Annotated in this window: 20 protein-coding genes, 1 rRNA gene and 1 pseudogene; 20 read left to right on the top strand and 2 right to left on the bottom strand. The window is 45.6% G+C overall.

Annotated elements, in window-relative coordinates:
* Positions 1-140: 140 nt before the first annotated feature.
* A pseudogene (locus tag DK423_RS09610) lies at positions 141-2891 on the top strand (TonB-dependent receptor domain-containing protein).
* A 629-nt stretch (positions 2892-3520) separates the two neighbouring features.
* Here DK423_RS09610 and DK423_RS09600 read toward each other — a convergent pair.
* The gene (locus DK423_RS09600; protein WP_081110684.1) at positions 3521-5305 is read right to left on the bottom strand and encodes an ABC transporter ATP-binding protein/permease; all 1785 of its coding nucleotides are present in this window, start codon (positions 5303-5305) and stop codon (positions 3521-3523) included.
* A 156-nt stretch (positions 5306-5461) separates the two neighbouring features.
* On the opposite strand from DK423_RS09600, the gene DK423_RS09595 reads away from it, so the two are divergent.
* The 19 genes from DK423_RS09595 to mog all read left to right on the top strand — a co-directional run bounded on the left by DK423_RS09595 (position 5462) and on the right by mog (position 25162).
* Positions 5462-7120, top strand: a complete 1659-nt coding sequence (locus tag DK423_RS09595) for a putative transporter (RefSeq protein WP_005578442.1) — start codon at positions 5462-5464, stop codon at positions 7118-7120.
* A 156-nt stretch (positions 7121-7276) separates the two neighbouring features.
* Positions 7277-7990, top strand: coding sequence for a UMP kinase (pyrH, locus tag DK423_RS09590; protein ID WP_005555537.1), 714 nt, complete (start codon positions 7277-7279; stop codon positions 7988-7990).
* A gap of 223 nt (positions 7991-8213) precedes the next feature.
* Positions 8214-8771, top strand: coding sequence for a ribosome recycling factor (frr, locus tag DK423_RS09585; RefSeq protein ID WP_005555540.1), 558 nt, complete (start codon positions 8214-8216; stop codon positions 8769-8771).
* Between the two features lie 28 nt (positions 8772-8799).
* A complete protein-coding gene (gene ispC / locus DK423_RS09580) occupies positions 8800-10083 on the top strand; it encodes a 1-deoxy-D-xylulose-5-phosphate reductoisomerase (RefSeq protein WP_005555542.1) in 1284 nt (427 codons plus the stop codon).
* Positions 10084-10104: 21 nt separating this feature from the next.
* Positions 10105-10824, top strand: coding sequence for a polyprenyl diphosphate synthase (uppS, locus tag DK423_RS09575; RefSeq protein WP_005555543.1), 720 nt, complete (start codon positions 10105-10107; stop codon positions 10822-10824).
* 14 nt (positions 10825-10838) lie between these two features.
* Positions 10839-11708 (top strand): phosphatidate cytidylyltransferase, encoded by an 870-nt coding sequence (locus tag DK423_RS09570; protein WP_005555545.1) that lies wholly within the window; start codon positions 10839-10841, stop codon positions 11706-11708.
* Positions 11709-11716: 8 nt separating this feature from the next.
* On the top strand, positions 11717-13051 hold the full coding sequence (gene rseP, locus DK423_RS09565) for a sigma E protease regulator RseP (protein ID WP_109043966.1): 1335 nt from the start codon (positions 11717-11719) through the stop codon (positions 13049-13051).
* A gap of 24 nt (positions 13052-13075) precedes the next feature.
* Positions 13076-15481: an outer membrane protein assembly factor BamA gene (gene bamA / locus DK423_RS09560; protein ID WP_032996488.1), complete on the top strand. Its 2406-nt coding sequence runs from the start codon at positions 13076-13078 to the stop codon at positions 15479-15481.
* A gap of 104 nt (positions 15482-15585) precedes the next feature.
* Entirely contained in the window at positions 15586-16164 is a 579-nt protein-coding gene (locus DK423_RS09555; protein WP_005555551.1) for an OmpH/Skp family outer membrane protein, read from the top strand.
* Complete coding sequence (gene lpxD, locus DK423_RS09550; protein WP_005555553.1) at positions 16164-17186, top strand: UDP-3-O-(3-hydroxymyristoyl)glucosamine N-acyltransferase; 1023 nt, start codon at positions 16164-16166, stop codon at positions 17184-17186. The genes DK423_RS09555 and lpxD overlap by 1 nt, the downstream gene beginning before the upstream one ends.
* 136 nt (positions 17187-17322) lie before the next feature.
* Positions 17323-17733, top strand: a complete 411-nt coding sequence (gene fabZ, locus DK423_RS09545; protein ID WP_005555555.1) for a 3-hydroxyacyl-ACP dehydratase FabZ — start codon at positions 17323-17325, stop codon at positions 17731-17733.
* A 20-nt stretch (positions 17734-17753) separates the two neighbouring features.
* Complete coding sequence (gene lpxA, locus DK423_RS09540) at positions 17754-18542, top strand: acyl-ACP--UDP-N-acetylglucosamine O-acyltransferase (protein ID WP_005555556.1); 789 nt, start codon at positions 17754-17756, stop codon at positions 18540-18542.
* 83 nt (positions 18543-18625) lie between these two features.
* Positions 18626-19810 carry a lipid-A-disaccharide synthase gene (lpxB, locus tag DK423_RS09535; RefSeq protein ID WP_005555560.1) on the top strand — a complete coding sequence of 395 codons (1185 nt, stop codon included), beginning with the start codon at positions 18626-18628 and terminating at the stop codon, positions 19808-19810.
* Positions 19803-20402, top strand: a complete 600-nt coding sequence (gene rnhB, locus DK423_RS09530; RefSeq protein ID WP_061885955.1) for a ribonuclease HII — start codon at positions 19803-19805, stop codon at positions 20400-20402. The genes lpxB and rnhB overlap by 8 nt, the downstream gene beginning before the upstream one ends.
* A 39-nt stretch (positions 20403-20441) precedes the next feature.
* Entirely contained in the window at positions 20442-22310 is a 1869-nt protein-coding gene (locus DK423_RS09525; protein ID WP_005555564.1) for an SLC13 family permease, read from the top strand.
* Between the two features lie 10 nt (positions 22311-22320).
* The gene (locus tag DK423_RS09520) at positions 22321-22929 is read left to right on the top strand and encodes a CDP-alcohol phosphatidyltransferase family protein (RefSeq protein ID WP_005555566.1); all 609 of its coding nucleotides are present in this window, start codon (positions 22321-22323) and stop codon (positions 22927-22929) included.
* Between the two features lie 10 nt (positions 22930-22939).
* Positions 22940-23572: a lysophospholipid acyltransferase family protein gene (locus DK423_RS09515; RefSeq protein WP_005555568.1), complete on the top strand. Its 633-nt coding sequence runs from the start codon at positions 22940-22942 to the stop codon at positions 23570-23572.
* Positions 23572-24501 (top strand): phosphatidate cytidylyltransferase, encoded by a 930-nt coding sequence (locus DK423_RS09510; protein ID WP_061885956.1) that lies wholly within the window; start codon positions 23572-23574, stop codon positions 24499-24501. The genes DK423_RS09515 and DK423_RS09510 overlap by 1 nt, the downstream gene beginning before the upstream one ends.
* A gap of 79 nt (positions 24502-24580) precedes the next feature.
* Entirely contained in the window at positions 24581-25162 is a 582-nt protein-coding gene (gene mog / locus DK423_RS09505; protein ID WP_005555572.1) for a molybdopterin adenylyltransferase, read from the top strand.
* Positions 25163-25611: 449 nt separating this feature from the next.
* On the opposite strand, the gene rrf is transcribed toward mog, so the two are convergent.
* A 5S ribosomal RNA gene (rrf, locus tag DK423_RS11705) occupies positions 25612-25690 on the bottom strand; the annotation flags it as partial.

The raw sequence follows: 25690 nt of genomic DNA, 5'->3' as shown, positions 1-25690 counted from the left end.
TGCAGCTTATCTAATTGATTCTTCTGCAAACACGTTTTAGCAAAAATCTTATATTGCTTTTATTGTATTCATTTATAAAAAGATCGATAATGAGAATGATTATCAAGACTAATAAAAATAAACTTTCCTAAGGAGAATAAATGAGCAAGTTTATTAAGTTAAATTTGGTCACATTTTGCATTTTAAACGTGCTGAATGTTGCCAATGCAGAGGAACAATTAGATCAAATCGACGTTGTTGAAAAAACCATTGCGAACGAGAAAAAACCATTTACCGAGGCGAAAGCCAAAAGTACCCGCGAGAATGTCTTCAAGTCCACAGAAACCGTTGATAATGTGGTACGCAGTATTCCCGGGGCGTTTACTCAACAGGATAAAGGTTCCGGCGTACTATCCTTAAACATTCGCGGCGAAACCGGGTTTGGACGGGCGAACACCATGGTTGATGGGGTGACACAAACTTTTTATTCAACCTCCATGGATGCGGGGCGTGCAGGTGGTAATTCGCAGTTTGGTGCGGCAATCGATCCGAATTTTATTGCCGGTATAGATTTAACCAAAGGCAATTTTAGCGGAACCGGCGGGGTAAATTCCTTGTACGGGGCGGCAAATTTCAGAACTTTGGGTGTAAATGATGTGATTCAGGGAGATAAAAACTATGGCTTCCTCACTAAAGGATTAACCGGCGATAACGAAACCAAATATAACTACATGGCAATGGGCGCTGCCCGTAAATGGTTGGACAATGGCGGATATATCGGTGTTCTGTACGGTTATAGCCAAAGAGAGGTTTCACAAAATTATAAGGTCGGCGGTGGTGGCGAACGTATCTCCGATGTAGGTAAAGGGTTTCTTGAAAGAAAAAGAAATGAATTTTTCCGCAGCCATCAGTTGAAATTTAACAGTGAAAAAAACGAATGGGAACGTGACTTTTCGATAAAAAATTCAGCGGGTAAGAGTACGTGGGAATATCCTTGGAATAAAAAATATAACGATCCGCAAAAGTTAAAGGAATATATCGCCGAGTTAGGTAAAATCTGGAATGAAAACGAAGTTCCACAATGGGATTTAACACCGATAGATCCTTCAAGTTTGGTTCAGCGTTCAAAAAGCCATTTAGTGAAAGTGGAATTTTCAGATGATCGACATACCTTAAATTTACAATACCGAACGCTTGATAATCATATCGGCAGTAGAAAAATCGAGAATCGGAATTATCAATTAAATTATAATTTTAATAATAATGGCTATCTTGATCTCAATGTATTGCTGGCACATAACGTAGGCAAACAAAAGTATCCGAGCGGTTCACGTTTTGGCGGCTGGCAGGTACTGAAATATTTAGAAACCAAAAATACGGCGGATATTATTGATATTAGTAACAGCTATACCTTTTCGCTGCCAAAAGAAACCGATCTGAAAACGACCTTAGGCGTGAATTTATTTAAAAATCAATATACTAAAAATCGCTTCCCGGAAGAACTCAGTCCTTTTTACGACGGTCCTTCGCAAAAAGGCAGACTATATGACTTTTTAGGTCGTTTCAAAGGCGATAAAGGCATACTTCCGCAAAAATCGACTATTTTACAGCCTTCCGGCGAACAGCGTTTTAATACGGTTTATCTGGATACCTCTTTGACTCGTGACATCTTTAAACTTGATTACAGTGTGAATTTTGTGAAGTACAAGTTTAACGGTGAATATACTGCCTATTACAACAGCCCGAGCGATTTTAAAAAGGCATTTGGAGAAGATTCGGAAATTTATAAAAAACACTGCAATCCAAGTTGTGATTTGTATGAACCGGTGTATAAAAAGGGCGGCAAGAAAAGTGCGGTCAATCATTCCGTCGTTTTGAGCGCCGCGCCAAGTGATTATTTTATGCCTTTTATCAGCTATGCCAGAACCCATAGAATGCCGAATATTCAGGAAATGTATTTTTCACAAATCGGCGATTCCGGTGTGAACACAAACTTAAAACCCGAGCGTGCGGATACCTATCAAATCGGTTTTAATACGTTCAAAAATAATGTGTTCCTGGATGATGATGTATTGGGTTTAAAAGCCGTGTTTTATCGTAGCCGCATTAAAGATTACATCCATAACGTTTATGGCAAATGGTGGAATACTCAAGCCGGTGTACCGCCAAGTTGGGTAACGACAACCGGGCTGAGCTATACGATTCAACACCGAAATTATCAAAAACGCGTCAATAAACATGGCTTGGAATTAGAGCTTAATTATGATGCGGGTCGGTTCTTTACCAATTTGTCTTACGCTTATCAGAAAACCAATCAGCCGACTAACTACAGCGATGCCAGTGAATCACCAAATAACGCATCGAAACAGGATCAAATAAAACAAGGTTATGGTTTAACTAAAATTTCTACGTTGCCGAGAGATTATGGTCGCTTGGAAATCGGTTCACGCTGGTTTGATCGTAAATTAACCGTCGGAAGTGCGGTCAGATATTACGGTAAAAGTAAACGTGCCACTACGGAAGAAAGATACATTGACGGCACTCAACCCGGCAATACCGCTGATCCGCATAATATCGGCAAACGTGTGATTAAAGAAACCGAGACTATTGATAAGCAACCGTTAGCGGTTGATTTCTATGTGGCTTATGAACCCATCGAAAATTTAGTCATTCGCGCGGATATATAAAATGTCTTTGATAAAAGATATATTGACCCGTTGGATGCCGCAAATGATGCCGCAACCCAACGTTATTTCTCCACCTTTGAAAATCTCAATTCCTATGGAGATGATATAGTTCAGTGTGATTCTAACGGATTATGTAACGGAAGATACGGTGGAAAGACCAATTCTATTCTGAATAATTATGCCAGAGGGCGAACTTTCGTCTTATCAGTGAGCTACAAATTCTGATAATTTAACTGATAGAACATCTAGAGACATCGATCGAGTACTCTAACAGGGTCTGTATATTTATTAAACAATAATAAATATGCAGGAATATAGACAAAAGAGTTGGTAAAACCAACTCTTTCTATTTTAGAAAATCCTTAATAAACACTATGTTACGCCTCCTTGTTAAACCATGATGCACGGCTAATTTTTGTTTTAATTCTTATCCTTTAAGTCGATTAGTTGTTTTTCAATGCCTAAATCGGCATATTGTTCAAAGGTGAATAACTAATTCATATATCGCTTTTTCTAAGAAAAATCACCCTTCTCTCATTCGGCTTGTCCGAGCGTTCCGTCAACAACGTTTGATGATTTCGATACCACAGAACCGGACATAAAAGTCATTTTTATGGCTATTTTTAGGCGTCCTAATGATAACTTTTAAGGCTTTCCCCATCTGTGTCAGCGTAATGCATTTTTTTGTTGATAAATTCAAAAAAGTGGGTTAATGCCCCGTACTATAAGGTCTTTAACTCACTTTTACCCACTACTTTTCTGCTATGCCCTTTTCAAGGGTTTTAAAAAACACTGTAAAACACTACCGCACTTTAGGCATCGATCGGACTCTGTGGTGAAGTAGAGCGAAAATCTTAACCGGTAGTCAATATCCAACTTCCATCAACCTGCAACTCCAAACGATGTTGATGCAACGGCACCAACGTTGAACGGTGCCCTACGCTGATAATCGTCGTATTCGGTAATGTATGGCGAATGAGACGATACATGGCGTCTTCCAGCCCTTCGTCAAGACTGGCGGTAGCTTCGTCTAAAAAGGCGACTTGCGGCTTGTGCAATAATAAACGGGCGAAGGCAAGGCGTTGTTGTTCGCCGAGGGATAAAATGCGGTTCCAGTCTTGTTCCTGTGCCAAACGATCCTGCAAATGGGCAAGCTGAACTTGTTGTAACACCTCGCTGACTTCCGCCAAATCCGTTTTTTCTGTGGAATTCGGGTAATACAGTGCTGTGAGTAAATCCCCTTGTGGCAGATAAGGGCGCTGTGATAGGAACAGGGTGTTATGTTGCGGGCAGAACACTTTTCCTCGGGCATGTGTCCATAATCCCGCAACGGTGCGTAATAAGGTGGTTTTACCTACGCCCGATTGCCCTTGAATAAGCAGTGAATTCCCTTTTAGTAGGGTGAGATTGAGATCTTTAATCAGGGTTTTGCCAAGCGGCGATTTAACGCTGAGCTGTTGGAAAATGACATCGCTCGGGTGGTCGGAAATATGCGTTTTACTCTCTTTTTGTGCCGCTTCTACGCTGTATTGGAAGCCGGTTAAACGGTCTAATGTGGCTTTATATTCGGCGAAATTGTCGTAACTGTTACGGAAAAAGGAGAGATTTGAGTGTAACTGTCCGAAAACCTGTAAGGTTTGCATTAAGTCGCCCAGTTTAATTTGTTTTTCAAAATAACGCCCTACTTGAATGAGTAGCGGGAACACCACCGAAATTTGGCTTACTACCAAGTTGAAACCGGAAAATTTTAACGTTCGAAACACGATGTCCCACATATTGTCGATAACCGCGCGAAATTGTTTATACAGTTGGCTTTTTTCCACTTTTTCACCGGCATAGAAAGCGATACTTTCGGCGTATTCTTTGACGCGGATTAGGGAATAACGATAGTTCGCGTTTAATTTCTCATTGGCGAAATTCAGGCGGATTAGGGGTTTCCCAAGCCAAAAGGCGATAAACGTGGTGAAAATCACATAAGCGAACACCAGAAATACCATCATGTGCGGAATTTTTACGCCGAGCACGCGCATCGGGCCCGCCAAGCCCCACAGCAAAATGGTGTAGGAAATCATGGAGGTGACGGCATTGATTACGCCGGTGCTGAGGGAAAGAGTGGTTTTGACGTAAGATTGCACGTCTTGTTGAATCCGCTGATCGGGGTTGTCCAGATTATGACCAGTATATTGGCTTTTGTAGTAAGCGCGATTACTCATCCATTTTTCCACCATTTCGCTATTCAGCCATTCAATCCAGTTAATGGAAAAGCGTTGGCTAACGTAATAGCTAATAAGCGCCGAGAGAACGGAAAAGCCGGCAATAAAGCCAAAGAGGAGCATTTGTTCCCAAAATACCGGTTCGTTGAATTCCTGGAGCGCGGTGTACATATTGTTATACCAGATGGAGTACACCAAGCTGAGGCGCACGCTAAATAGCGTCAAGGTGACGATTAAGGTGAAAAATAACAGCGGTTTGATGCTGCGCTTCGGCGAAAGATAGCCGCCAGCGAACATCCAGAATTGTTTGCCCCAGCTGGTGAGATACACCAATAAAAAGATACTGAAACTGAAAACAACGGCGGTGATTGCCAAGGTTTTTGCAATCCAAAGTAAAGAAGTAATAATTTCCTGAGTATGATCCATCATATAATCCGATAACGAAAAAGTGCGGTTCATTTTAAAAAGATTTTCTTATTAGGCAAGTAAAAATGTGATGGAGTCGGCATTTTTTAGCTTTACTTCAGCAAGTGAAAAATCAACTTGTTATAATCTTTTCAGCTAATTTTGTTTGAGGTAAATATGAGCGATATTGCAATTACGACGAGCCTATTAGCGTTAGTTGCCGTTATCGGGCTATGGATCGGGCATTGGAGAATCAAAGGCGTCGGTTTCGGCGTGGGGGGCGTGCTGTTCGGTGGGATCATCGTGGCGCATTTTACCAATGAATACGGGCTGAAGCTGGATATGCACACGTTGCATTTCGTGCAGGAATTCGGCTTAATTCTGTTTGTTTATACCATCGGAATTCAGGTCGGTCCGGGGTTTTTCTCATCACTGCGCCGTTCAGGATTAAAACTGAACGGTTTTGCATTTTTAATCGTACTGCTCGGCGGGCTCACTGTGGTAGTGATTCATAAGTTTGCGGGCATGCCGTTGGATATTATTTTGGGGATTTATTCCGGGGCGGTGACCAATACGCCGTCTCTCGGTGCGGGGCAACAGATTTTAAACGAATTGGGCTTTGCTGATGCGAACACCACCATGGGGACGGCATACGCGATGGCGTATCCGTTCGGTATTTGCGGGATTTTGTTATGTATGTGGCTCATTCGCTTGGCATTTAAAGTGAAAGTGGACGACGAAGAACGCAATTTCCAACATGAAAGCGGGCAGGATAAGGAATCTTTGGGCTCCATTAACATAAAAGTAACCAATAAAAATCTAGACGGTTTGCGCTTGGCGGATATTCCGGGTTTTGAAAGTCATGATGTGGTCTGTTCCCGTTTGAAACGCGGTGACGACATCAGCGTGCCGAAAGCCGATACGGAAATTTTTCCGGGTGACGTGCTGCACTTGGTGGGCGAAGTGCCGGCATTGAAAAAAATGCGTTTGGTCATCGGTGAGGAATTGGATTTACCGATTTCCAATATCAGCGGCGAGATTCGTGCGGAACGGGTCGTCGTCACCAGTGAAAAAGTGCTGGGCAAGAAAATTAAATCGCTGGGCATTCACCAAAAGTACGGTGTGGTAATTTCCCGCTTGAATCGTGCCGGGGTAGAACTGGTGCCGACCGCCAATACCAGCCTGCAATTCGGTGACGTGTTGCACATGGTTGGACGTACCGATGTGTTAAATAACGCCATCTCCGTGATCGGTAACGCCGAACAAAAATTGCAGCAAGTGCAAATGTTGCCGGTGTTTATCGGGATTGGCTTAGGCGTGTTGTTAGGCTCCATTCCGTTTTACATTCCCGGTTTCCCGGTGGCGTTAAAACTGGGGTTAGCGGGCGGTCCGTTAGTGGTTGCGTTGATTTTGGCGCGGATCGGTAGTGTGGGAAAACTGTATTGGTTTATGCCGCCAAGCGCCAACCTTGCTTTGCGTGAAATCGGGATTGTGCTGTTCCTGGCGGTGGTCGGGTTAAAATCCGGCGGCAGCTTCCTGGATACTCTGCTTAACGGCAGCGGTTTGGAATGGATGGGATACGGCGTAGTGATCACCCTGATACCGCTGCTGATTACCGGCATTGTTGCTCGCTTATACAGCAAGCTCAATTACCTTTCCCTGTGCGGCGTGCTGGCGGGTTCCATGACCGATCCGCCGGCGCTGGCTTTCGCCAATGCCATTAAGGAAGAAAGCGGCGCGGCGGCATTGTCTTATGCCACGGTGTATCCGCTCGCCATGTTCCTGCGGATTATTTCGCCGCAGTTATTGGCGTTATTGTTATGGAGTTTCACCTAGTTAAAAAACACCTCTGAAACCGACCGCACTTTATGCGAAGATGCGTTTCGCCGTGTAAAGTGCGGTCGGTTTTTGGAGCATTTTCCAATGTTTGCTTCACAGGTTAGACAAGATCCATTAAAATGAGCCGATTTTTGCTAACACAAAGGGAAAAATATGAGTCAACCGATTTATAAAAGAATTCTGTTAAAACTCAGTGGTGAAGCCTTACAAGGCGATGAGGGATTCGGTATCGATCCTTCCATTTTAGATAGAATGGCGTTAGAAATTAAGGAGCTCATCGAAATGGACGTGGAAGTCGGCGTTGTGTTAGGCGGCGGCAATTTATTCCGTGGTGCCAAACTTGCCAAAGCCGGTATGAACCGCGTAGTGGGCGACCACATGGGGATGCTGGCGACCGTGATGAACGGCTTGGCAATGCGTGACGCACTCCATCGCGCCGATGTCAACGCTAAATTAATGTCCGCCTTTCAGTTAAACGGTATTTGCGATACCTACAACTGGTCCGAAGCCATCAAAATGTTACGCGAAAAACGTGTCGTAATTTTCTCTGCCGGCACCGGCAGCCCTTTCTTTACCACCGATTCCGCCGCCTGTTTACGCGGTATTGAAATTGAAGCGGATGTGGTGTTAAAAGCCACCAAAGTGGATGGCGTGTACGACTGCGATCCGGCAAAAAATGCCAATGCCAAATTGTATAAAAACTTAACCTATGCGGAAGTCATCGATAAAGAATTAAAAGTGATGGATCTTGCCGCCTTCACCCTTGCCCGCGACCACGGCATGCCGATTCGGGTCTTCAATATGGGTAAACCGGGCGCATTACGCCAAGTGATCCTCGGCACCGATGTCGGCACGACCATTTGTTAAGCAGGGTTTCGTGAAAAGGAAAAACGGTAGAAATGATTTTCTACCGTTTTTTGTATGAAAAAAACACATGAAAATTCGCCCGCACTTTGTTGTCCATCAAAAAATAAAAAGCACCAAAAACTTACGTCTGAAAGCCGTATTTTCAAAAGAAAATGATTCAAAATTTTATAAAAATCCAGTAGAATCATGCCGTTTTATCTTTTTTATTGAAAAGGAAAGTTGAATGATTAATCAAATTAAACAAGATGCCGAAGAACGTATGGAAAAAAGCCTGGACGCGTTAAAAGGACATATTGCAAAAATCCGTACCGGTCGTGCGCAGCCAAGTTTGTTGGATGCGATTCAAGTGGATTATTACGGCTCTGCGACGCCGTTACGCCAATTAGCCAATGTGGTAGCGGAAGATGCGCGTACGTTGGCGGTGACCGTGTTCGATCGTTCTTTGATTCAAGCCGTGGAAAAAGCCATTTTGACTTCCGATTTGGGCTTAAATCCGTCTTCTGCCGGTACTACCATTCGCGTGCCACTGCCGCCGTTAACGGAAGAACGCCGTCGTGATTTAATCAAAATCGTGAAAGCGGAAGGCGAGCAGGGCAAAGTGGCGATTCGTAACGTGCGCCGTGATGCCAATGATAAAATCAAAGCTTTGTTAAAAGACAAAGAAATCAGCGAAAACGATCAGCACAAAGCGGAAGACGTAATTCAAAAATTAACCGACAGCTTCATCAAAAAAGTGGATGATGTGCTGGCGGACAAAGAAAAAGAATTACTTGATTTCTAATTGCCGAACATAGCTAAACACGGACGCAGTGGCTTACTGCGTCTTTTCTTATGCGGGCGCGTTTATTTTATTGCCCGACAACTCTGCAAAGTGCGGTCAAAATTTTATGCAAAACAAACAAAAGGTCGTGATTCTCGGTGCCACAGGTTCTATCGGCAACAGCACCCTGTCAGTGATTGAACACAATCCGGAAAACTATGAAGCGTTTGCCTTGGTGGGCGGTTCCAATGCGATGGCGATGTTTGAAAAATGCCTGAAATTTCGACCGCACTTTGTTGCTTTAGCTGACGAAAGTGCGGCAAAAATATTGCGTGAAAGATTGGCGACACATCAGCTTCCTATCCAAGTTTTGGCGGGGCAACAGGCGATTTGTGAATTGAGTGCGCATCCCGATGCAGACATGGTGATGGCGGCGATTGTGGGCGCGGCGGGCTTATTGCCGACCTTGTCTGCGGTAAAAGCGGGTAAGAAAGTGTTGCTGGCGAACAAAGAGGCGCTGGTGACTTGCGGTCAGATTTTTATTGATGCCGTGAAACAATATGGCGCGCAATTATTGCCGGTGGACAGCGAACATAACGCTATTTTCCAATCATTACCGCCACAGGCGCAGCAACAAATCGGCTTTTGTCCGTTAGCGGATTTTGGGATCGGCAAAATCGTGCTGACCGGTTCCGGCGGACCTTTCCGTTATACGGATTTAAGCGAATTCGACGCCATTACGCCGGAACAGGCGGTGGCGCATCCGAACTGGTCTATGGGCAAGAAAATTTCCGTGGATTCCGCCACCATGATGAACAAAGGCTTGGAATACATTGAAGCCCGTTGGTTGTTTAATGCGTCCGCCGACGAAATGGAAGTGATTATTCACCCGCAATCCATTATTCATTCCATGGTGCGTTATATCGACGGTAGCGTCATCGCCCAAATGGGCAACCCCGATATGCGCACGCCGATCGCCGAAACCATGGCGTATCCGCACCGCACTTTTTCCGGCGTCGCGCCGTTGGATTTCTATCAATTAAACGGGCTGACTTTTTTAGCGCCGGATTATCTGCGTTATCCTTGTTTGCAACTCGCCATTGAGGCTTTTGCCGCCGGTCAATATGCCACGACGGCAATGAACGCCGCCAATGAAATTGCCGTGCAGGCGTTTTTAGATCGTCAAATTAAATTTACCGACATTGCCAAACTTAATCAGGCGGTGGTGGAACAAATTGCGCCGCAACAAATCAAACAGATTGATGATGTGTTGGATGTGGATCGTGCGGCGCGTGAATGCGCACGCAAACAACTGGCACATTGGTCTCACTGATGCTTAAACAGAGAATGGATAATGACAGAACTGGATCCGAATAATATTCCACAACACGTCGCCATCATTATGGACGGCAACGGACGTTGGGCGAAGCAACAAGGCAAAATGCGCATTTTCGGGCATAAAAACGGTGTGGCTGCGGTGCGCGAGGCGGTGTCTTACGCGCGCAAAATCGGTGTGAAATATTTAACGTTATATGCGTTTAGCAGTGAAAACTGGAATCGCCCCGAGCAGGAAGTCAGTGCGTTGATGAATTTGTTTATGCAGGCGCTGGATTTTGAAGTGAAAAAACTGCATAAAAATAATATTCGATTAAAGATTCTGGGCAATGTTGCGCGCTTCAGTGAAGGGTTGCAGGAAAAAATTAAGAACGCGGAAAAATTAACGGAAAATAACACCGCACTTACCTTAAATATCGCGGCGAATTACGGCGGGCGTTGGGATATTGTGCAGGCGGCACAACAGCTGGCACAAAAAGTGCAGGCGCAACAACTTGCAGTGGCGGACATTGACGAAGCGTTGTTGCAACAGCATTTGGTTACGCAAGACGAGCCGGAAGTGGATTTACTTATTCGTACCAGCGGCGAGCAGCGCATCAGTAATTTTTTATTATGGCAGACCGCCTACGCCGAATTTTATTTTTCCGATGTGCTTTGGCCGGATTTTAATGAAGCCGAGTTTCATCAGGCGATCCTATCTTATCAACAGCGTCATCGTCGTTTTGGCGGGACGGAATAACAGAGGAATTTATTGTGCTTAAACAACGGGTTTTATCGGCGATTGTGTTAATCGCCATTGTATTCGCCGCGTTATTTTTATTCTCACCTTATTATTTTGCGCTCGCCTTAGGCGTGGTTGTGGTGTTAGGTATTTGGGAATGGACTCAGTTCTTCAATTTCAAACAAGCGACGTTCTGGCGTTATGCCATCACCGTGTTAAGTGCGGTGTTTTTGTTCCTCTGGATTTATGATGAAGGCAATTACCTGGATGCCGGTCGGGTCTTTGAAAATTATGCGCAGCCGATTTTATTGGGCGCAGTGATTTGGTGGCTGGTGGCGTTATCTTTTGTAGTGAGCTACCCGAAAAGCAACAATCTTTGGGCGAAACATTCCGTGCTGCAATTTTTCTTTGCTTTTTTTACGCTGATTCCGTTTTTAATCGGCGTGTTATTGCTCCGTTTGGATAATTATGTAGCGCAACCTTACCACGGCATTATGCTGCTGTTGTATGTGTTTATTTTGGTTTGGGTGGCGGATTCCGGCGCGTATTTTGTGGGGCGTAAATTCGGTAAACACAAATTGGCGCCGAAAGTGTCGCCGGGCAAATCCTGGCAGGGCGCGATCGGCGGTTTGGTGATGGCGGGCGTGGTTTCCGCGATTTTCGTAAATGTCACGCAACAAAGCTTGATTAAAGATGTTTCGCCGTCGGCGTTTATTGCGTTATCTGTGGTGACGGTAGCCATTTCGATTTTAGGCGATTTAACGGAAAGTATGTTCAAACGCCAGAGCGGCATTAAAGACAGCAGCAACCTGATTCCGGGGCACGGTGGCATTTTGGATCGAATTGACAGCTTAACTGCCGCCGTACCGTTCTTTGCGTATTTCTATTTCTTTGTGTTGTAGGATTGGCTATGTCATTTTTATGGTCAACGGTTTCATTTCTGATTGTTATCGCCGTCTTGGTAGCGGTGCACGAATACGGGCACTTTTGGGCAGCAAGAAAGTGCGGTGTAAAAGTTCATCGTTTTTCCATCGGCTTTGGCAAAGTGATTTGGTCGCGCACCGATAAACGGGGGATAGAGTTTGCCGTATCGGCGATTCCCCTTGGCGGCTATGTGAAAATGCTGGACGGGCGCAATGAAGAGATTCCGCCTGAACTTGCCGAACAAGCCTTCGATAACAAAACCGTCGCGCAACGTGCACTCATTATTGCCGCCGGACCTTTAGCCAATTTCTTATTTGCTATTCTGGCGTATTTCGTTATTTACTCTATCGGTATTCCCAGCGTTAAACCGGTGATCGGGGAAGTTCAACCTCATTCCATTGCCGCAAAGGCACAAGTTTCACCAAATACCCAGATTACTGAAGTTGACGGTGTTGTTACGCCGGATTGGGAAACGATTAATATGTTGCTGGCGACTAAAACGGGCGAAAGCAAGGTGGAATTAACTTTGGTAGAGTTTGGTTCTACTATTGAACAACACAAAATTTTAGATTTATCTAACTGGGCCTTTAATCCTGAAAAAGAAAGTGCTTTCGGTTCACTAGGAATTGTTCCGGTAAGAACCAAAGTGGATATGACTTTGTCTAAAGTCACTAACGATTCTCCTGCGCAAAAGGAAAAGTTGTTGGTCGGTGATAAATTATATTGGTCGGACGGTAAAGAAATTGTCTGGCAGGATTTTATCGAACGGGTTCAACAGGGCAAACCGTTAGCCTTAAAAGTAGAACGCAACGGTGAGTGGTTGGAAAAAACCATTACTCCGGAGCTTAATGACAAAAAGCGTTGGTTTGTTGGCATTTCACCGACTTTTTACCCGGTGGCTGATGAATATCGTACCGAATTAAAGTATGATGTGCTCGAATCTCTACAGAAAGCGGTTGAAAAGACATTCCAACTCTCTTGGTTAACCGTAAAAGTGATCGGTAAATTGCTCATCGGCGAATTATCGTTGAATAACTTGGGTGGTCCGATTTCCATTGCACAGGGCGCAGGTGCATCATCTGAACTAGGTCTGATTTACTATTTGAGCTTTATGGCGTTAATCAGCGTGAATTTGGGTGTGATGAACCTCTTTCCGTTGCCGGTGTTAGACGGCGGACATTTGGTCTTCCTGGCGCTGGAAGCCCTTAAAGGAAAACCAGTTTCCGAACAGGTCCAGAATATTAGTTATCGAATCGGTGCGGTCTTATTATTGATGTTAATGGGATTCGGGCTGATCAATGATTTTTTACGTTTAAATTAGTTTTGATACAGGATAAAAATGACGATGAAAAAACTTTTAATTGCAAGCTTATTGTTTAGCTCAACCGCCGCGCTTGCCGGACCTTTCGTGGTACAGGACATTCGTGTTGACGGCGTTCAGGCGGGAACCGAAAGCAATATTATCGCAAGTTTGCCGGTGCGTGTCGGGCAAAAAATTAACGATACCAATATTGCCGCTGTAGTACGTAACCTGTTTTTAACCGGTCAATACGAAGATGTTAAAGCTTCCCAACAAGGTAATACCTTAGTCATTTCCGTGGTGCCGAAAGCAATTATTTCCGATGTGGTGCTGGACGGTAACAAATCCATTCCTAATGATGCATTAAAACAAAATTTAAATGCCAACGGCTTCCAGAAAGGCGATATATTAAATCGTGAAAAACTTGAAGCTTTCCGTAAAAGTTTAGAAGATCATTATCACAGCGTCGGGCGTTATAACGCAAAAGTGGAAACTATCGTGAATCCGTTGCCGAATAATCGTGCCGAGGTAAAAATTCAAATTAAAGAGAACGATGTGGCGTTGTTAAAAGGTGTGACCTTTGTGGGTAACCAAGCCTTTGACAGCGACAGATTGCAAGATCAAATGGAACTTCAACCGGATGCCTGGTGGAAGTTATTCGGCAATAAATTCGACTCAACCCAATTTTCCAAAGATTTAGAAACCATTCAAAATTATTACCTGGATCGTGGTTATGTCAAAGCGCAAATCGTTGACAATGATGTTCAGCTAAATGATGAAAAAACCGAAGCACGCGTCACCATTAACGTCTCTGAGGGTGAAAAATATATCGTCAATGGCACACGTATCGTGGGCGATGTAGGTGGTATGAGCGAGCAACTGGCACCATTATTGAGCCAAATTCATATCGGCGAAGAATTCCGTCGCAGCGATGTACAAGTCGTTGAAGACAGTATTAAATCCACCTTGGGCGAACGTGGTTACGGTAGCGCACAAGTGAACGTGCAACCTGACTTTAACGATGATGCCAAAACCGTCGGGTTAAGTTTTGTGGTGGATGCGGGCAAACGTTATTCCGTTCGTCAAATTCGTTTTGAAGGCAACACCGTCAGCGCGGACAGCACATTACGTCAGGAAATGCGCCAACAAGAAGGCAGCTGGTTATCTACCGATTTGGTCGAACTGGGTAAAGTGCGGTTAGATCGTACGGGATTTTTTGAAACCGTAGAAAGCCGCACCGAGCCGGTCGAAGGTACCGGCGATGAAGTGGATGTCATTTATAAAGTGAAAGAGCGTAACACCGGTAGTATTAACTTCGGTGTGGGATATGGTACGGAAAGCGGTTTAAGCTACCAAGCCAGCGTCAAACAGGATAACTTCCTCGGCATGGGTTCCTCGTTGAGCTTGGCGGGTTCCCGTAACGATTACGGCACCAGTGTCAACTTAGGTTATAACGAACCATACTTCACCAAAGACGGGGTTAGCTTAGGCGGTAATATATTCTTCGAAAATTATGATAACTCCAAAAACTCGACATCCGCGTCCTATGCGCGTACCACTTACGGTGGTAATTTAACATTAGGCTTCCCGGTGAATGAAAATAATGCCTACTATGTTGGCTTGGGCTATGCCTATAACAAACTGAAAAATATCACGCCTGAATATAATCGAGCCTTATATTTAGCCTCCTTAAACTATAACGAATGGACCTTCAAATCACACGATTATGATATTTCCTTCGGCTGGAACTACAATAGTTTGAACCGTGGTTTCTTACCAACCAAAGGGGTAAAAGCCTCTATTGGCGGCAAAGTCACGATTCCGGGTTCCGATAACAAATACTACAAACTGAACGCCGATGTACAAGGTTTCTATCCGCTTAACCGCGACCAAACTTGGGTATTGTCCGGTCGTTTAGGCGCGGCTTATGCCAACGGCTTTGGCGGTAAACGTCTGCCGTTCTATCAAACTTACACTGCGGGCGGTATTGGTAGCTTACGTGGTTTCGCCTACAGCGCGATTGGTCCGCAAGCAATTTATATCAATCCGAGGGTGAATGGATGTAGCGGTTCCGGTGTGAATGTCAATTCAAGCTGTTATAACATTGTGAACGGCGATATTGTGGGCGGTAATGCTATGGCAACGGCAAGTGTGGAACTAATCGTGCCGACTCCGTTTGTTGCCGAAAAAAACCAAAACTCCGTGCGCACTTCCTTCTTTGTGGATGCTGCCAGTGTTTGGGATACACATTGGAAGGGTGAAAAAGCCAAATTTACGAATTTGAAATTACCGGATTACGGTGATCCTTCCCGCGTTCGTGCTTCTGCCGGCCTTGCCTTCCAATGGCAATCACCGATTGGCCCGTTGGTCTTCTCTTATGCGAAACCGATTAAGAAATACGAAAATGATGATATTGAGCAATTCCAGTTCAGTATCGGCGGTTCTTTCTAGTCAAGATGAGCTTCATAGAAAATACGGGACAACTAAAAAATACCGGTGCCGTTAAAGCGGCACTGAAAATTCACATTTAATCCACCAAAAGGAAAAATCGAAACATGAAAAAAATCGTAAAACTTACCGCACTTTCTTTGGCCTTAGCTTTCTCTTCCTCTTTAGCCATGGCTGACGAAAACATTGCATTTATTAGCGCAGAGTACCTTTTCCAAAATCACCCTGATCGTAAAGCGGTAGCAGAAAAATTAGAAGCCGAATTCAAACCGACCGCAGATAAATTAGCCGAAAACAAAAAACAAATTGATACCAAGATCGCCGATATTCAGAAAAAAGTCGAGGCGAAAGTGGCTGCATTACAAAAAGATGCGCCGAAATTGCGTTCTGCCGACATCAAAAAGCGTGAAGGTGAAATTAATAAATATGGCAACGACCAGCAAGAGGAAATTAATAAATTAATCGCCGAGCATGATCAAAAAGCAAAAGAGTTCCAAGATAACTATGCTAAACGCGAAAATGAGGAAACTGCAAAATTAGTTGCCAGCATTCAAACCGCGACTAACAATGTTGCGAAACAAAAAAATTATACGTTAGTGCTTGATGATCGTTCCGTTGTCTATGGTGTAGATGGCAAAAACATCACTGAAGAAGTATTAAAAGCAATTCCGGCACAGGCTAAATAATGAGAACTTATTCTCTTTCTGAATTAGCACAACAAATCGGCGCTACCATTCGTGGTAACGCCGATGTTGTTGTTAGCAATATTGCCCCTTTGGACAAGGCAAACGAACAGCAACTGACCTTTATTTCTAATGTCAAATTCCGCGCGCTATTGGTGCAGTCGAAAGCGGGAATTTTAGTGGTTTCCGAAGCGGATGTGGAATTTTGCTCACCGGACAGCAATCTGCTTATTGTTAAAGACCCTTATGTCGCCTATGCCAAACTGGCGCAGTATATGGATACGACACCTAAAGCGGCGACCGGCATTGCAAAAAGTGCGGTCATTGCTGACGACGTTTTTCTTGGTGAGAATGTGTCCATCGGCGCCAATGCGGTGATTGAATCCGGCGTGGAATTGGGGGATAACGTGGTAATCGGCGCCAATTGCTTTGTGGGTAAAAACACGAAAATCGGCGCAGATACCCAGCTTTGGGCGAACGTCTCCGTGTATCACGACGTACAAATCGGTCAGCATTGCCTGATTCAATCCGGCGCGGTGATTGGCAGTGACGGTTTCGGTTACGCCAATGAGCGCGGCAAATGGATTAAAATTCCGCAAGTGGGACAGGTAATTATCGGCAATCACGTGGAAATCGGCGCTTGCACCTGTATCGATCGTGGTGCCCTGGATGCCACGGTGATTGAAGATAACGTGATCATCGATAACCTGTGTCAAATCGCCCATAATGTACATATCGGTACCGGCACGGCAGTGGCGGGCGGTGTAATTATGGCGGGCAGCCTGACGGTCGGTCGTTATTGTTTGATCGGTGGTGCCAGCGTGATTAATGGTCACATGGAAATCTGCGATCAAGTGACGATTACCGGCATGGGTATGGTGATGCGTCCGATTACCGAACCGGGCGTGTATTCTTCCGGCATTCCATTGCAAACCAACAAAGAATGGCGCAAAACCGCTGCATTGACACTGGGTATTGACGGGTTGAGTAAGCGCATCAAGGCATTAGAAAAAAAATTAAAATAAGATGAGCCAGGAATAGTTCATTTTGTGTTAATCACACAAATAACGTATAATCCGCGCTGATTTTGTTTATTATTTTAGTATTGAAGGTAAACCCGTGACTGAACAAAACTCAAGAATTATCGAATCACACGAAATAATGCAATTATTGCCCCATCGTTATCCATTTTTATTAGTTGATCGCGTGATTAACTTTGAAGAAGGTAAATGGTTAACTGCAATTAAGAATATTAGCGTAAACGAACCCTGTTTTACCGGGCACTTCCCGGATAATCCGATTTTACCGGGGGTGTTAATTCTTGAAGCCTTGGCACAAGCTATGGGCATTTTGGCATTTAAAACCCACGAATTGGTAGGTGGCGAAATTTTCTATTTCGCCGGTGTAGATGAAGCCCGCTTTAAACGTCCGATTATTCCGGGCGATCAAATGGTATTACACGTTGAAGTCATAAAAGAACGTCGTGGTATTACCGCGTTCACGGCAATCGCAACGGTCGATGGCGAAGTGGCCTGCGAAGCGAAGTTAATGTGTGCCCGCCGTGGAGCATAAATCAATATAAGAGGATAAACATGATTCACCCAACTGCAAAAATTCATCCTCAGGCGATCGTTGAAGAAGGCGCTAAAATCGGCGAGAACGTGGTCATCGGTCCGTTTACCATTATCGGTAAAGCTGCGAAAATCGGTAAAGGTACCGTTGTTCATTCCCATGTTGTGATTAACGGTAACACCAAAATCGGCGAAGATAATGAAATTTATCAGTTCGCCAGTATCGGTGAAGTCAACCAGGACTTGAAATATCAAGGCGAACCTACCCGTGTAGTGATCGGAAACCGCAACCGCATTCGTGAAAGCGTGACCATTCATCGCGGAACGGCACAAGGCGGTGGTGTGACGAAAATCGGCGACGACAATTTACTCATGATTAATGTGCATATTGCGCATGATTGTCTGATAAAAAACCGTTGTATTTTAGCCAATAATGCTACGCTTGCCGGCCATGTGCAACTGGACGATTTTGTCGTTGTGGGAGGCATGTCCGCAATTCACCAATTTGTGGTCATCGGCGCGCACGTGATGTTGGGCGGTGGTTCTATGGTCAGCCAGGATGTCCCGCCGTATGTGATGGCACAAGGCAATCATGCACAACCGTTCGGTGTGAACATTGAAGGTTTGAAACGTCGTGGTTTTGATAAGTTAACCATGCGTACTATTCGTAATGTGTACAAGATGATTTATCGCAGCGGGAAAACATTAGAAGAAGTGATGCCGGAAATTGAGCAAATTGCCGAGACCGAATCGGCAATCAGCTTTTTCGTTGAGTTTTTCAAGCGTTCAACACGCGGCATTATTCGCTAACCTCAACAGATAAAACGCGTTATTTTCCGACCGCACTTTGATCTCATCCATCAAAAGTGCGGTCGTTTTTTCAGAGTTTTTATATGTCAGATCGTATTGCAACAAACGACTCCCCGCTTATCGCCCTCATTGCCGGCGAAGTGTCCGGTGACATTCTCGGCGCCGGTTTGGTTAAATCCCTCAAAGTGCGTTATCCCAATGCCCGTTTTATCGGCATCGGCGGATCGCGTATGATTGCCGAAGGGTTTGAAAGCCTGTTTGATATGGAAGAACTGTCCGTCATGGGCTTAGTGGAGGTGCTTAAACATCTGCCACGCCTGCTGAAAATTCGCCGCCGTATTATTCAGCAATTATTGGCGTTGAAACCGGATGTATTTATCGGCATCGACGCACCGGATTTTAACCTGGATGTGGAGTTGAAACTCAAACAAAACGGCATCAAAACCATTCATTACGTCAGCCCATCGGTGTGGGCGTGGCGTCAGAAACGCGTGTATAAAATCGGTGCGGCGACCAATTTGGTACTGGCGTTCTTGCCTTTTGAGAAAGCCTTTTACGATCGCTTTAACGTGCCTTGCCGTTTCATCGGGCACACTATGGCAGACGTTATTCCGTTGAAACCGAATCGCGCAGAAGCCTGTCATTTGCTGAATCTGGACGAAAACCAACGTTATCTTGCCATCCTCGTCGGCAGCCGCAGTTCTGAAGTGGAATTTCTTACCGCGCCTTTTTTGCAAACCGCCCAATTATTACGTCAACGTTATCCTCATTTACAATTTCTGGTGCCGTTGATTAACGCCAAACGTTGTCAGCAATTTGAACAAATCAAACAACGTGTGGCGCCAGATTTAGATGTTATCCTATTGGACGGCAATGCCCGCTCCGCCATGATTGCCGCCGAAGCCACTTTACTCGCGTCAGGCACAGCGGCATTGGAAGCCATGTTATGCAAATCACCGATGGTGGTAGGCTACCGCATGAAACCGTTCACCTATTTCCTGGCGAAACGTTTGGTGAAAACCAAGTATATTTCCCTGCCGAATCTTCTGGCGGATGAAATGTTGGTGCCGGAGTTAATTCAGGCTGAATGTAATCCGGCTAATTTGGCGGAAAAACTGTCAGTATATTTGGATACGGATGAAAGTGCGGTCAAAAATCTCAACGTTTTAATTCAACGTTTCACCGAGTTGCACAAAATGATTCAATGCGATGCCGATCAGCAGGCGGCGCAGGCAGTGATTGATTTACTGGAGCAAAACAATGAGTAAATTTATCTATCCCCAAGGCTATGAACTGATTGCTGGCGTAGATGAAGTAGGGCGAGGTCCTTTGGTGGGGGCGGTGGTGACGGCGGCGGTGATTTTGGATCCGCAGCATCCTGTTGAAGGGCTGGCGGATTCCAAAACACTCTCGGAAAAGAAACGGTTATTACTGGCAGAAGAAATTAAGCAAAAAGCGTTGGCATGGGCGCTCGGGCGGGCGGAACCGAATGAAATCGACGAGTTGAATATTTTGCACGCGTCCATGCTTGCCATGGAGCGAGCGATAAAACACCTGAAAATTCAACCGCACTTTGTGTTGGTGGATGGCAATCGGATTCCACCGAATCTCATGATTCCCGCGCAAGCCGTCGTCAAAGGCGATGCTTTGGTGCCGGAAATCAGCGCCGCGTCCATTTTAGCAAAAGTGGCACGTGATCAGGAAATGATCGAGCTGGATAAAAAATATCCGCACTATGAATTCGCTAAGCACAAAGGCTATCCCACCAAGCTACATTTGGAAAAATTAAGGGAATTTAGCGTGCTGCCGGAATATCGTCGCAGTTTTGCACCTGTTAAAAAATTACTAAAATCGCTATAATTCAGCCAATAATAACAAGCCTTCATTCCAGAGGTGGCTATGAGTCAAATCTCTCATTTCTTCAATTCATTCCAAGCGGAACCGTGGTTATGGGTTGTTTTGTTGCTGATTACCGCCGTCATTCTTTTCATTCACAACCGCATCCGCATGGACATTATCGCCATGTTAGTGATGTTGGCATTCAGCCTCAGTGGTATTTTGACCGTTGAAGAAGTCTTCGCCGGATTCAGTGATCCGAATATCATCTTAATTGCCTTATTGTTTATCGTCGGGGAAGGCTTGGTGCGCACCAGCGTGGCGTATCAAGTGAGCGAATGGCTGCTCAAAGCTTCCCATAACAGCGAATCGCGCGTGCTGGTGTTCATGATGCTGGCGGTGGCAGGGCTCGGCGCATTTATGAGTTCTACCGGCGTGGTGGCAATTTTTATTCCTGTGGTATTAATGATTTGCCAGCAAATGAATATTTCGCCCAAACGCCTGATGATGCCGCTCAGTGTGGCAGGCTTGATTAGCGGTATGCTGACCTTAATCGCCACAGCACCGAACCTGGTAGTGAATGCCGAGCTGGTGCGGGAAACCGGTATACGCCTGAAATTCTTTGATTTTACGCCCATCGGTTTAGTGATTTTGCTCCTTGGCATCGGTTATATGCTGGTGGCACGCCGTTGGCTGAAATCCGGCAACGAAGCCGATAATAACAAGCTGGATAAACGCTCCATGAGCGATTTGATCCATGAGTACGGCTTACAGTTGCGGGCGCAGCGTTTCGTGGTGAAAAAAGGTTCCGCGATTATCGGTAAAAATCTGGATGAATTGCACTTGCGTTCCAAATACGGTTTGAATGTGTTGGCGATCGAACGATGGAAGCGTTTTCGTCCGATGTTTATTGCGGCGTTGGGAACGTCCGAAGTGCGTGAAAAAGACATCCTGTTGATGGATATCAGCGACCCCGAATTAGACATCGAAACCTTTTGTTCGGAATATAACCTGGAACGGGCGGAAATTCGTGCGCAGTATTTTTCCGAACAAGCCAGTTCCATCGGCATGGCGGAATTGATTTTGGTGCCGGATTCCGATTGTATCGGCAAATCCACCGAACAGTTGCGTTTCCGTTCCAAATACGGCTTGAATGTGGTGGGCATCAAACGTGATGGCGAGGTGTTAGACGGGCATTTTGTGGAAATGCCGTACAAAGCGGGTGATTTGTTGTTAGTGGTGGGCGACTGGAAATTAATTCAGCAAATGCGTAGCCACAGCAAAGACTTCTTCGTATTGAATTACCCGAGCGAAATTACCCGTGCCGTGCCCGCTCAAAGCCAAGCGCCTTACGCCTTACTCAGCATTGCGGTGATGGTGTTGTTAATGGTTACCCGCCTCGTGCCGAACGTGGTTGCCGCCTTAATTGCCTGTTTAATGCTCGGTTATTTCCGTTGCGTGGACAGCAAAAGCGCGTACGAATCCATACATTGGTCCAGCTTGGTGCTGATTGTGGGCATGATGCCGTTTTCCCTTGCCTTACAAAGAACCGGTGGGGTATCAATGATTGTGGATTTAATGTTGCATCTGGTGGGCGGCATGGGCAAACACTGGATTTTAATTAGCCTGTTTATTCTCACGGCGGTGGTCGGTTTGTTTATCTCCAATACCGCCACGGCGATTCTGATCGCGCCGATTGCCATCACCATGGCGCACCAGCTGAATTTATCGCCGGTGCCGTTTGCGATGGTCGTTGCTATCGCTGCTTCCGCCGCCTTTATGACGCCGGTCTCTTCACCGGTGAATACTATGGTCTTCGGTCCCGGCGGCTATAAATTTGCAGATTTCATGAAAGTCGGCGTGCCGTTTACGCTCTTAGTGATGTTGGTGAGTGTGTTCCTCATTCCTTTTCTATTTCCTTTTAACCCTTAAGGCGCAGTGTATGAGTATTTACGATCTCAAACCCAAATTCCAAAATCTGTTGCGCCCTTTAGTCGTCAAACTGGAACAACGGGGCGTTACCGCCAATCAGGTGACGCTAACCGCCTGTGCCATTTCCGTGATTTTAGGGCTAATTTTGACCGCACTTTCTGCCTATCATTGGCTTTTTCTCCTCATTCCGATTTGGTTATTTGTACGCATGGCGCTGAACGCCATTGATGGTATGCTGGCACGCGAGTTTAACCAAAAATCCCGTCTGGGCGGTTACTTAAATGAAATTACCGATGTGGTGTCCGATGCAGCACTTTATTTGCCTTTTGCGTTGATTTTTCCCTTTGATGCGTTCCAAATCGGCTTGATTATTTGGCTCTCGGCATTGACGGAATTTTGCGGCGTGTTGGGGCAAGTGCAAGGCAAAACCCGCCGTTATGACGGTCCGTTGGGCAAAAGCGACCGTGCGTTTTTATTCGGTTTATTAGGCTTGGTTTATGCTTTTATCCCGGCGTTACCTGCCTGGCTTTATTGGGCAGCCTGGGCGGTGGTGATTCTACTGATAATGACTTGTATAAAGCGGGTTAAATCCGGCTTGGCTGAAGCGGACAACCTCTAGGAGCACAATCATGTTAGCCAAACTCATTGATTTTCTACTGTGTCGCCTCACCTCGTTTATCACCGGTGTGCGTGCGCAAAAAAATGTGCAACATCAATCGGCGGATAAGCACCGCTTGTATTTTGCCAACCATAACAGCCACGGCGATTTTATTTTGCTGTGGGTTTCCCTGCCTTATTTGATACGTAAAAACACCCGTCCGGTTGCCGGCGCGGACTATTGGACGAAAGGTCCGATTCGTCGTTTCTTGGCGTATAAAGTCTTTAATATGTTGTTGATCGAACGCGGCGGCGACAATCCGCAAGCCATCACCGAACAAATCAGCGACGCCTTGCAGCACCATTCCTTGATTATTTTCCCGGAAGGCACGCGCAAAATGGACGACGATTTGCCGTTACGGCCCTTCAAGAGCGGGCTGTATTATCTGGCGAAACAAAATCCGCAGTTGGAAATGGTGCCGGTGTGGATCAGCAATATGCACAATGTGTTGCCGAAAGGCTTTATGGTGCCGATTCCGTTATTGTGCGATTTATATATGGGCGAGCCGTTGTTTTATCGTGACGATGAAGACAAAGCCGTATTTTTAGCCCGTGCCGAGCAGGCATTATTAAGTTTGAATTTAACCGAAAAGGGGAGAGCATAATGGAAATGTGGAAACTGTTCGGCGGTTTAATGATCACCTTAATTATCGCCTCTTCCATCGGTTACGGCTTAAAATTCAAAACGGGTTGGTCCACGCCGCACGCCGTGATTGACAACTTAAACGCACGCATTAATGCCTGGTGGGTGATGATTTTAATCATCTTCGCCGCTGCCGCCTTGGGTTTTTACGGCGTCATCTTTTTATTCTTCGTGATTTCCTTTATGGCATTACGGGAATTTCTCTCGTTACTGTACATCCGCCGGGGCGACCATTTGGCGCTTGCCGCCTGTTTTTACGTCATCCTGCCCGTGCAATACATTTTAGTGGCAATCGACTGGTTCAGTATGTTCACCATTTTTATTCCGGTGTACGGCTTCCTGTTTCTTCCGATCCTCTCCGCCCTGTTGGGCGACACCGCGCATTTCCTGGACCGCTCCACCAAAGTGCAGTGGGCGCTGATGATCAGCGTATTCTGTATTTCCCACATTCCCGCCATGCTGACCTTGGACATTGCCGGTTTTGAAGGCAAAAATTTACTGCTGATGATTTTCCTGATTCTGGTGGTGCAGGCAAGCGACGTGTTGCAATATGTGTGGGGCAAATTATTCGGCAAACACAAAATTGCGCCGAAATTGTCGCCGTCGAAAACCATGGAAGGCTTTGTGGGCGGCGTGGTAAGCGCCAGCGTACTGGGCGGCTTGCTTTATTGGCTGACGCCGTTTAACCCGGTGCAAGCGGTGCTCATGAGCTTATTGATTTGCCTGATGGGCTTTTTAGGCGGCCTGGTTATGTCCGCCATGAAACGCAGCATGGGCGTAAAAGACTGGGGCAACATGATTAGCGGACACGGCGGTATGTTGGATCGCATGGATTCCTTGTGCTTTGCTGCGCCGATTTTCTTCCATGTCGTCCGATATTACTGGACCTAGTCGCACCACAACGGCAGCTAAAATCGCTGCCGATCAACGGTGAATTGATGATTAACAGCGCTAAAAAACGAGGGAAAAAATGACCGCACTTTTAAAGATTGGTTTAGTGTCCGTCTCCGATCGGGCATCACAAGGGATTTATCCGGATCAGGGCATACCCGAATTACGCAATTGGTTACAACAGGCGTTGGCGGATTCTTTCGAGGTGGTGGAACGCCTCATTCCCGACGAACAGGCGGAAATCGAACGCACCCTGTGCGAATTGGTGGATGAGCTGCATTGCCATTTGGTGCTGACCACGGGCGGCACGGGACCGGCAAAACGCGACGTGACCCCGGACGCCACCCTCGCCGTTGCCGACCGTGAAATGCCCGGTTTCGGCGAACAAATGCGACAGGTCAGCCTGCATTTTGTGCCGACGGCAATTCTCTCCCGCCAAGTGGGCGTCATTCGCAAAGAAAGCCTCATTTTAAATCTACCCGGACAACCGAAAGCCATCAAAGAGACCCTGGAAGGGGTAAAAGACGAACAGGGCAATGTTCTGGTGAAAGGGATTTTCAGCGCCGTACCGTACTGCCTGCAACTTATTAACGGCTTATACATCGACACCAAGCCCGACGTTATTGTCAGCTTCAGACCCAAATCCGCCTGTCGTGATTAAGCACCGTTAAAAATATAATGCTCTTTTTAAAAGCGCGAGCACGTAAAAATCCCAACAAAAGAAAGTGGTGTCAGTAAGGATATTCAGGGGGGATTTAGCGTGGTTTTAGGCGCTTTATCAAGATAACATTTCAGGCTCTTACCGAATAGCAATCCGCATAATCTTCCCAAATTTATGTTGGATTAAGTTTATTTTAAAAGAAAACACTTTATTGCAATGCGGGCATTTATAGCGCTGAAGATGGTTTTATGAGCCATACTTTTTGAATCAGACGGTGTTGGCAAAAAATGTATTTTTTGTTCATAAATTCAAAAGAACCCAATATTTAACTTAGGTTTATTTACCTGTCCCATAAATCAGAACCTTCTTCATAACCCCAAATTCCAATCCCGTTTACCCTACCCAAAAACAAAAAGCCCCGATGCTCTCACATCAGGGCTCCCTATCAGGCTTGGCGGTGACCTACTCTCACATGGGGATACCCCACACTACCATCGGCATTACGGCATTTCACTTCTGAGTTCGGTA

This window comes from Aggregatibacter actinomycetemcomitans, assembly GCF_003130205.1.
GTDB classification, from domain to species: Bacteria; Pseudomonadota; Gammaproteobacteria; order Enterobacterales; family Pasteurellaceae; genus Aggregatibacter; species Aggregatibacter actinomycetemcomitans_A.
This window is presented reverse-complemented; position numbering and strand designations above follow the sequence as displayed.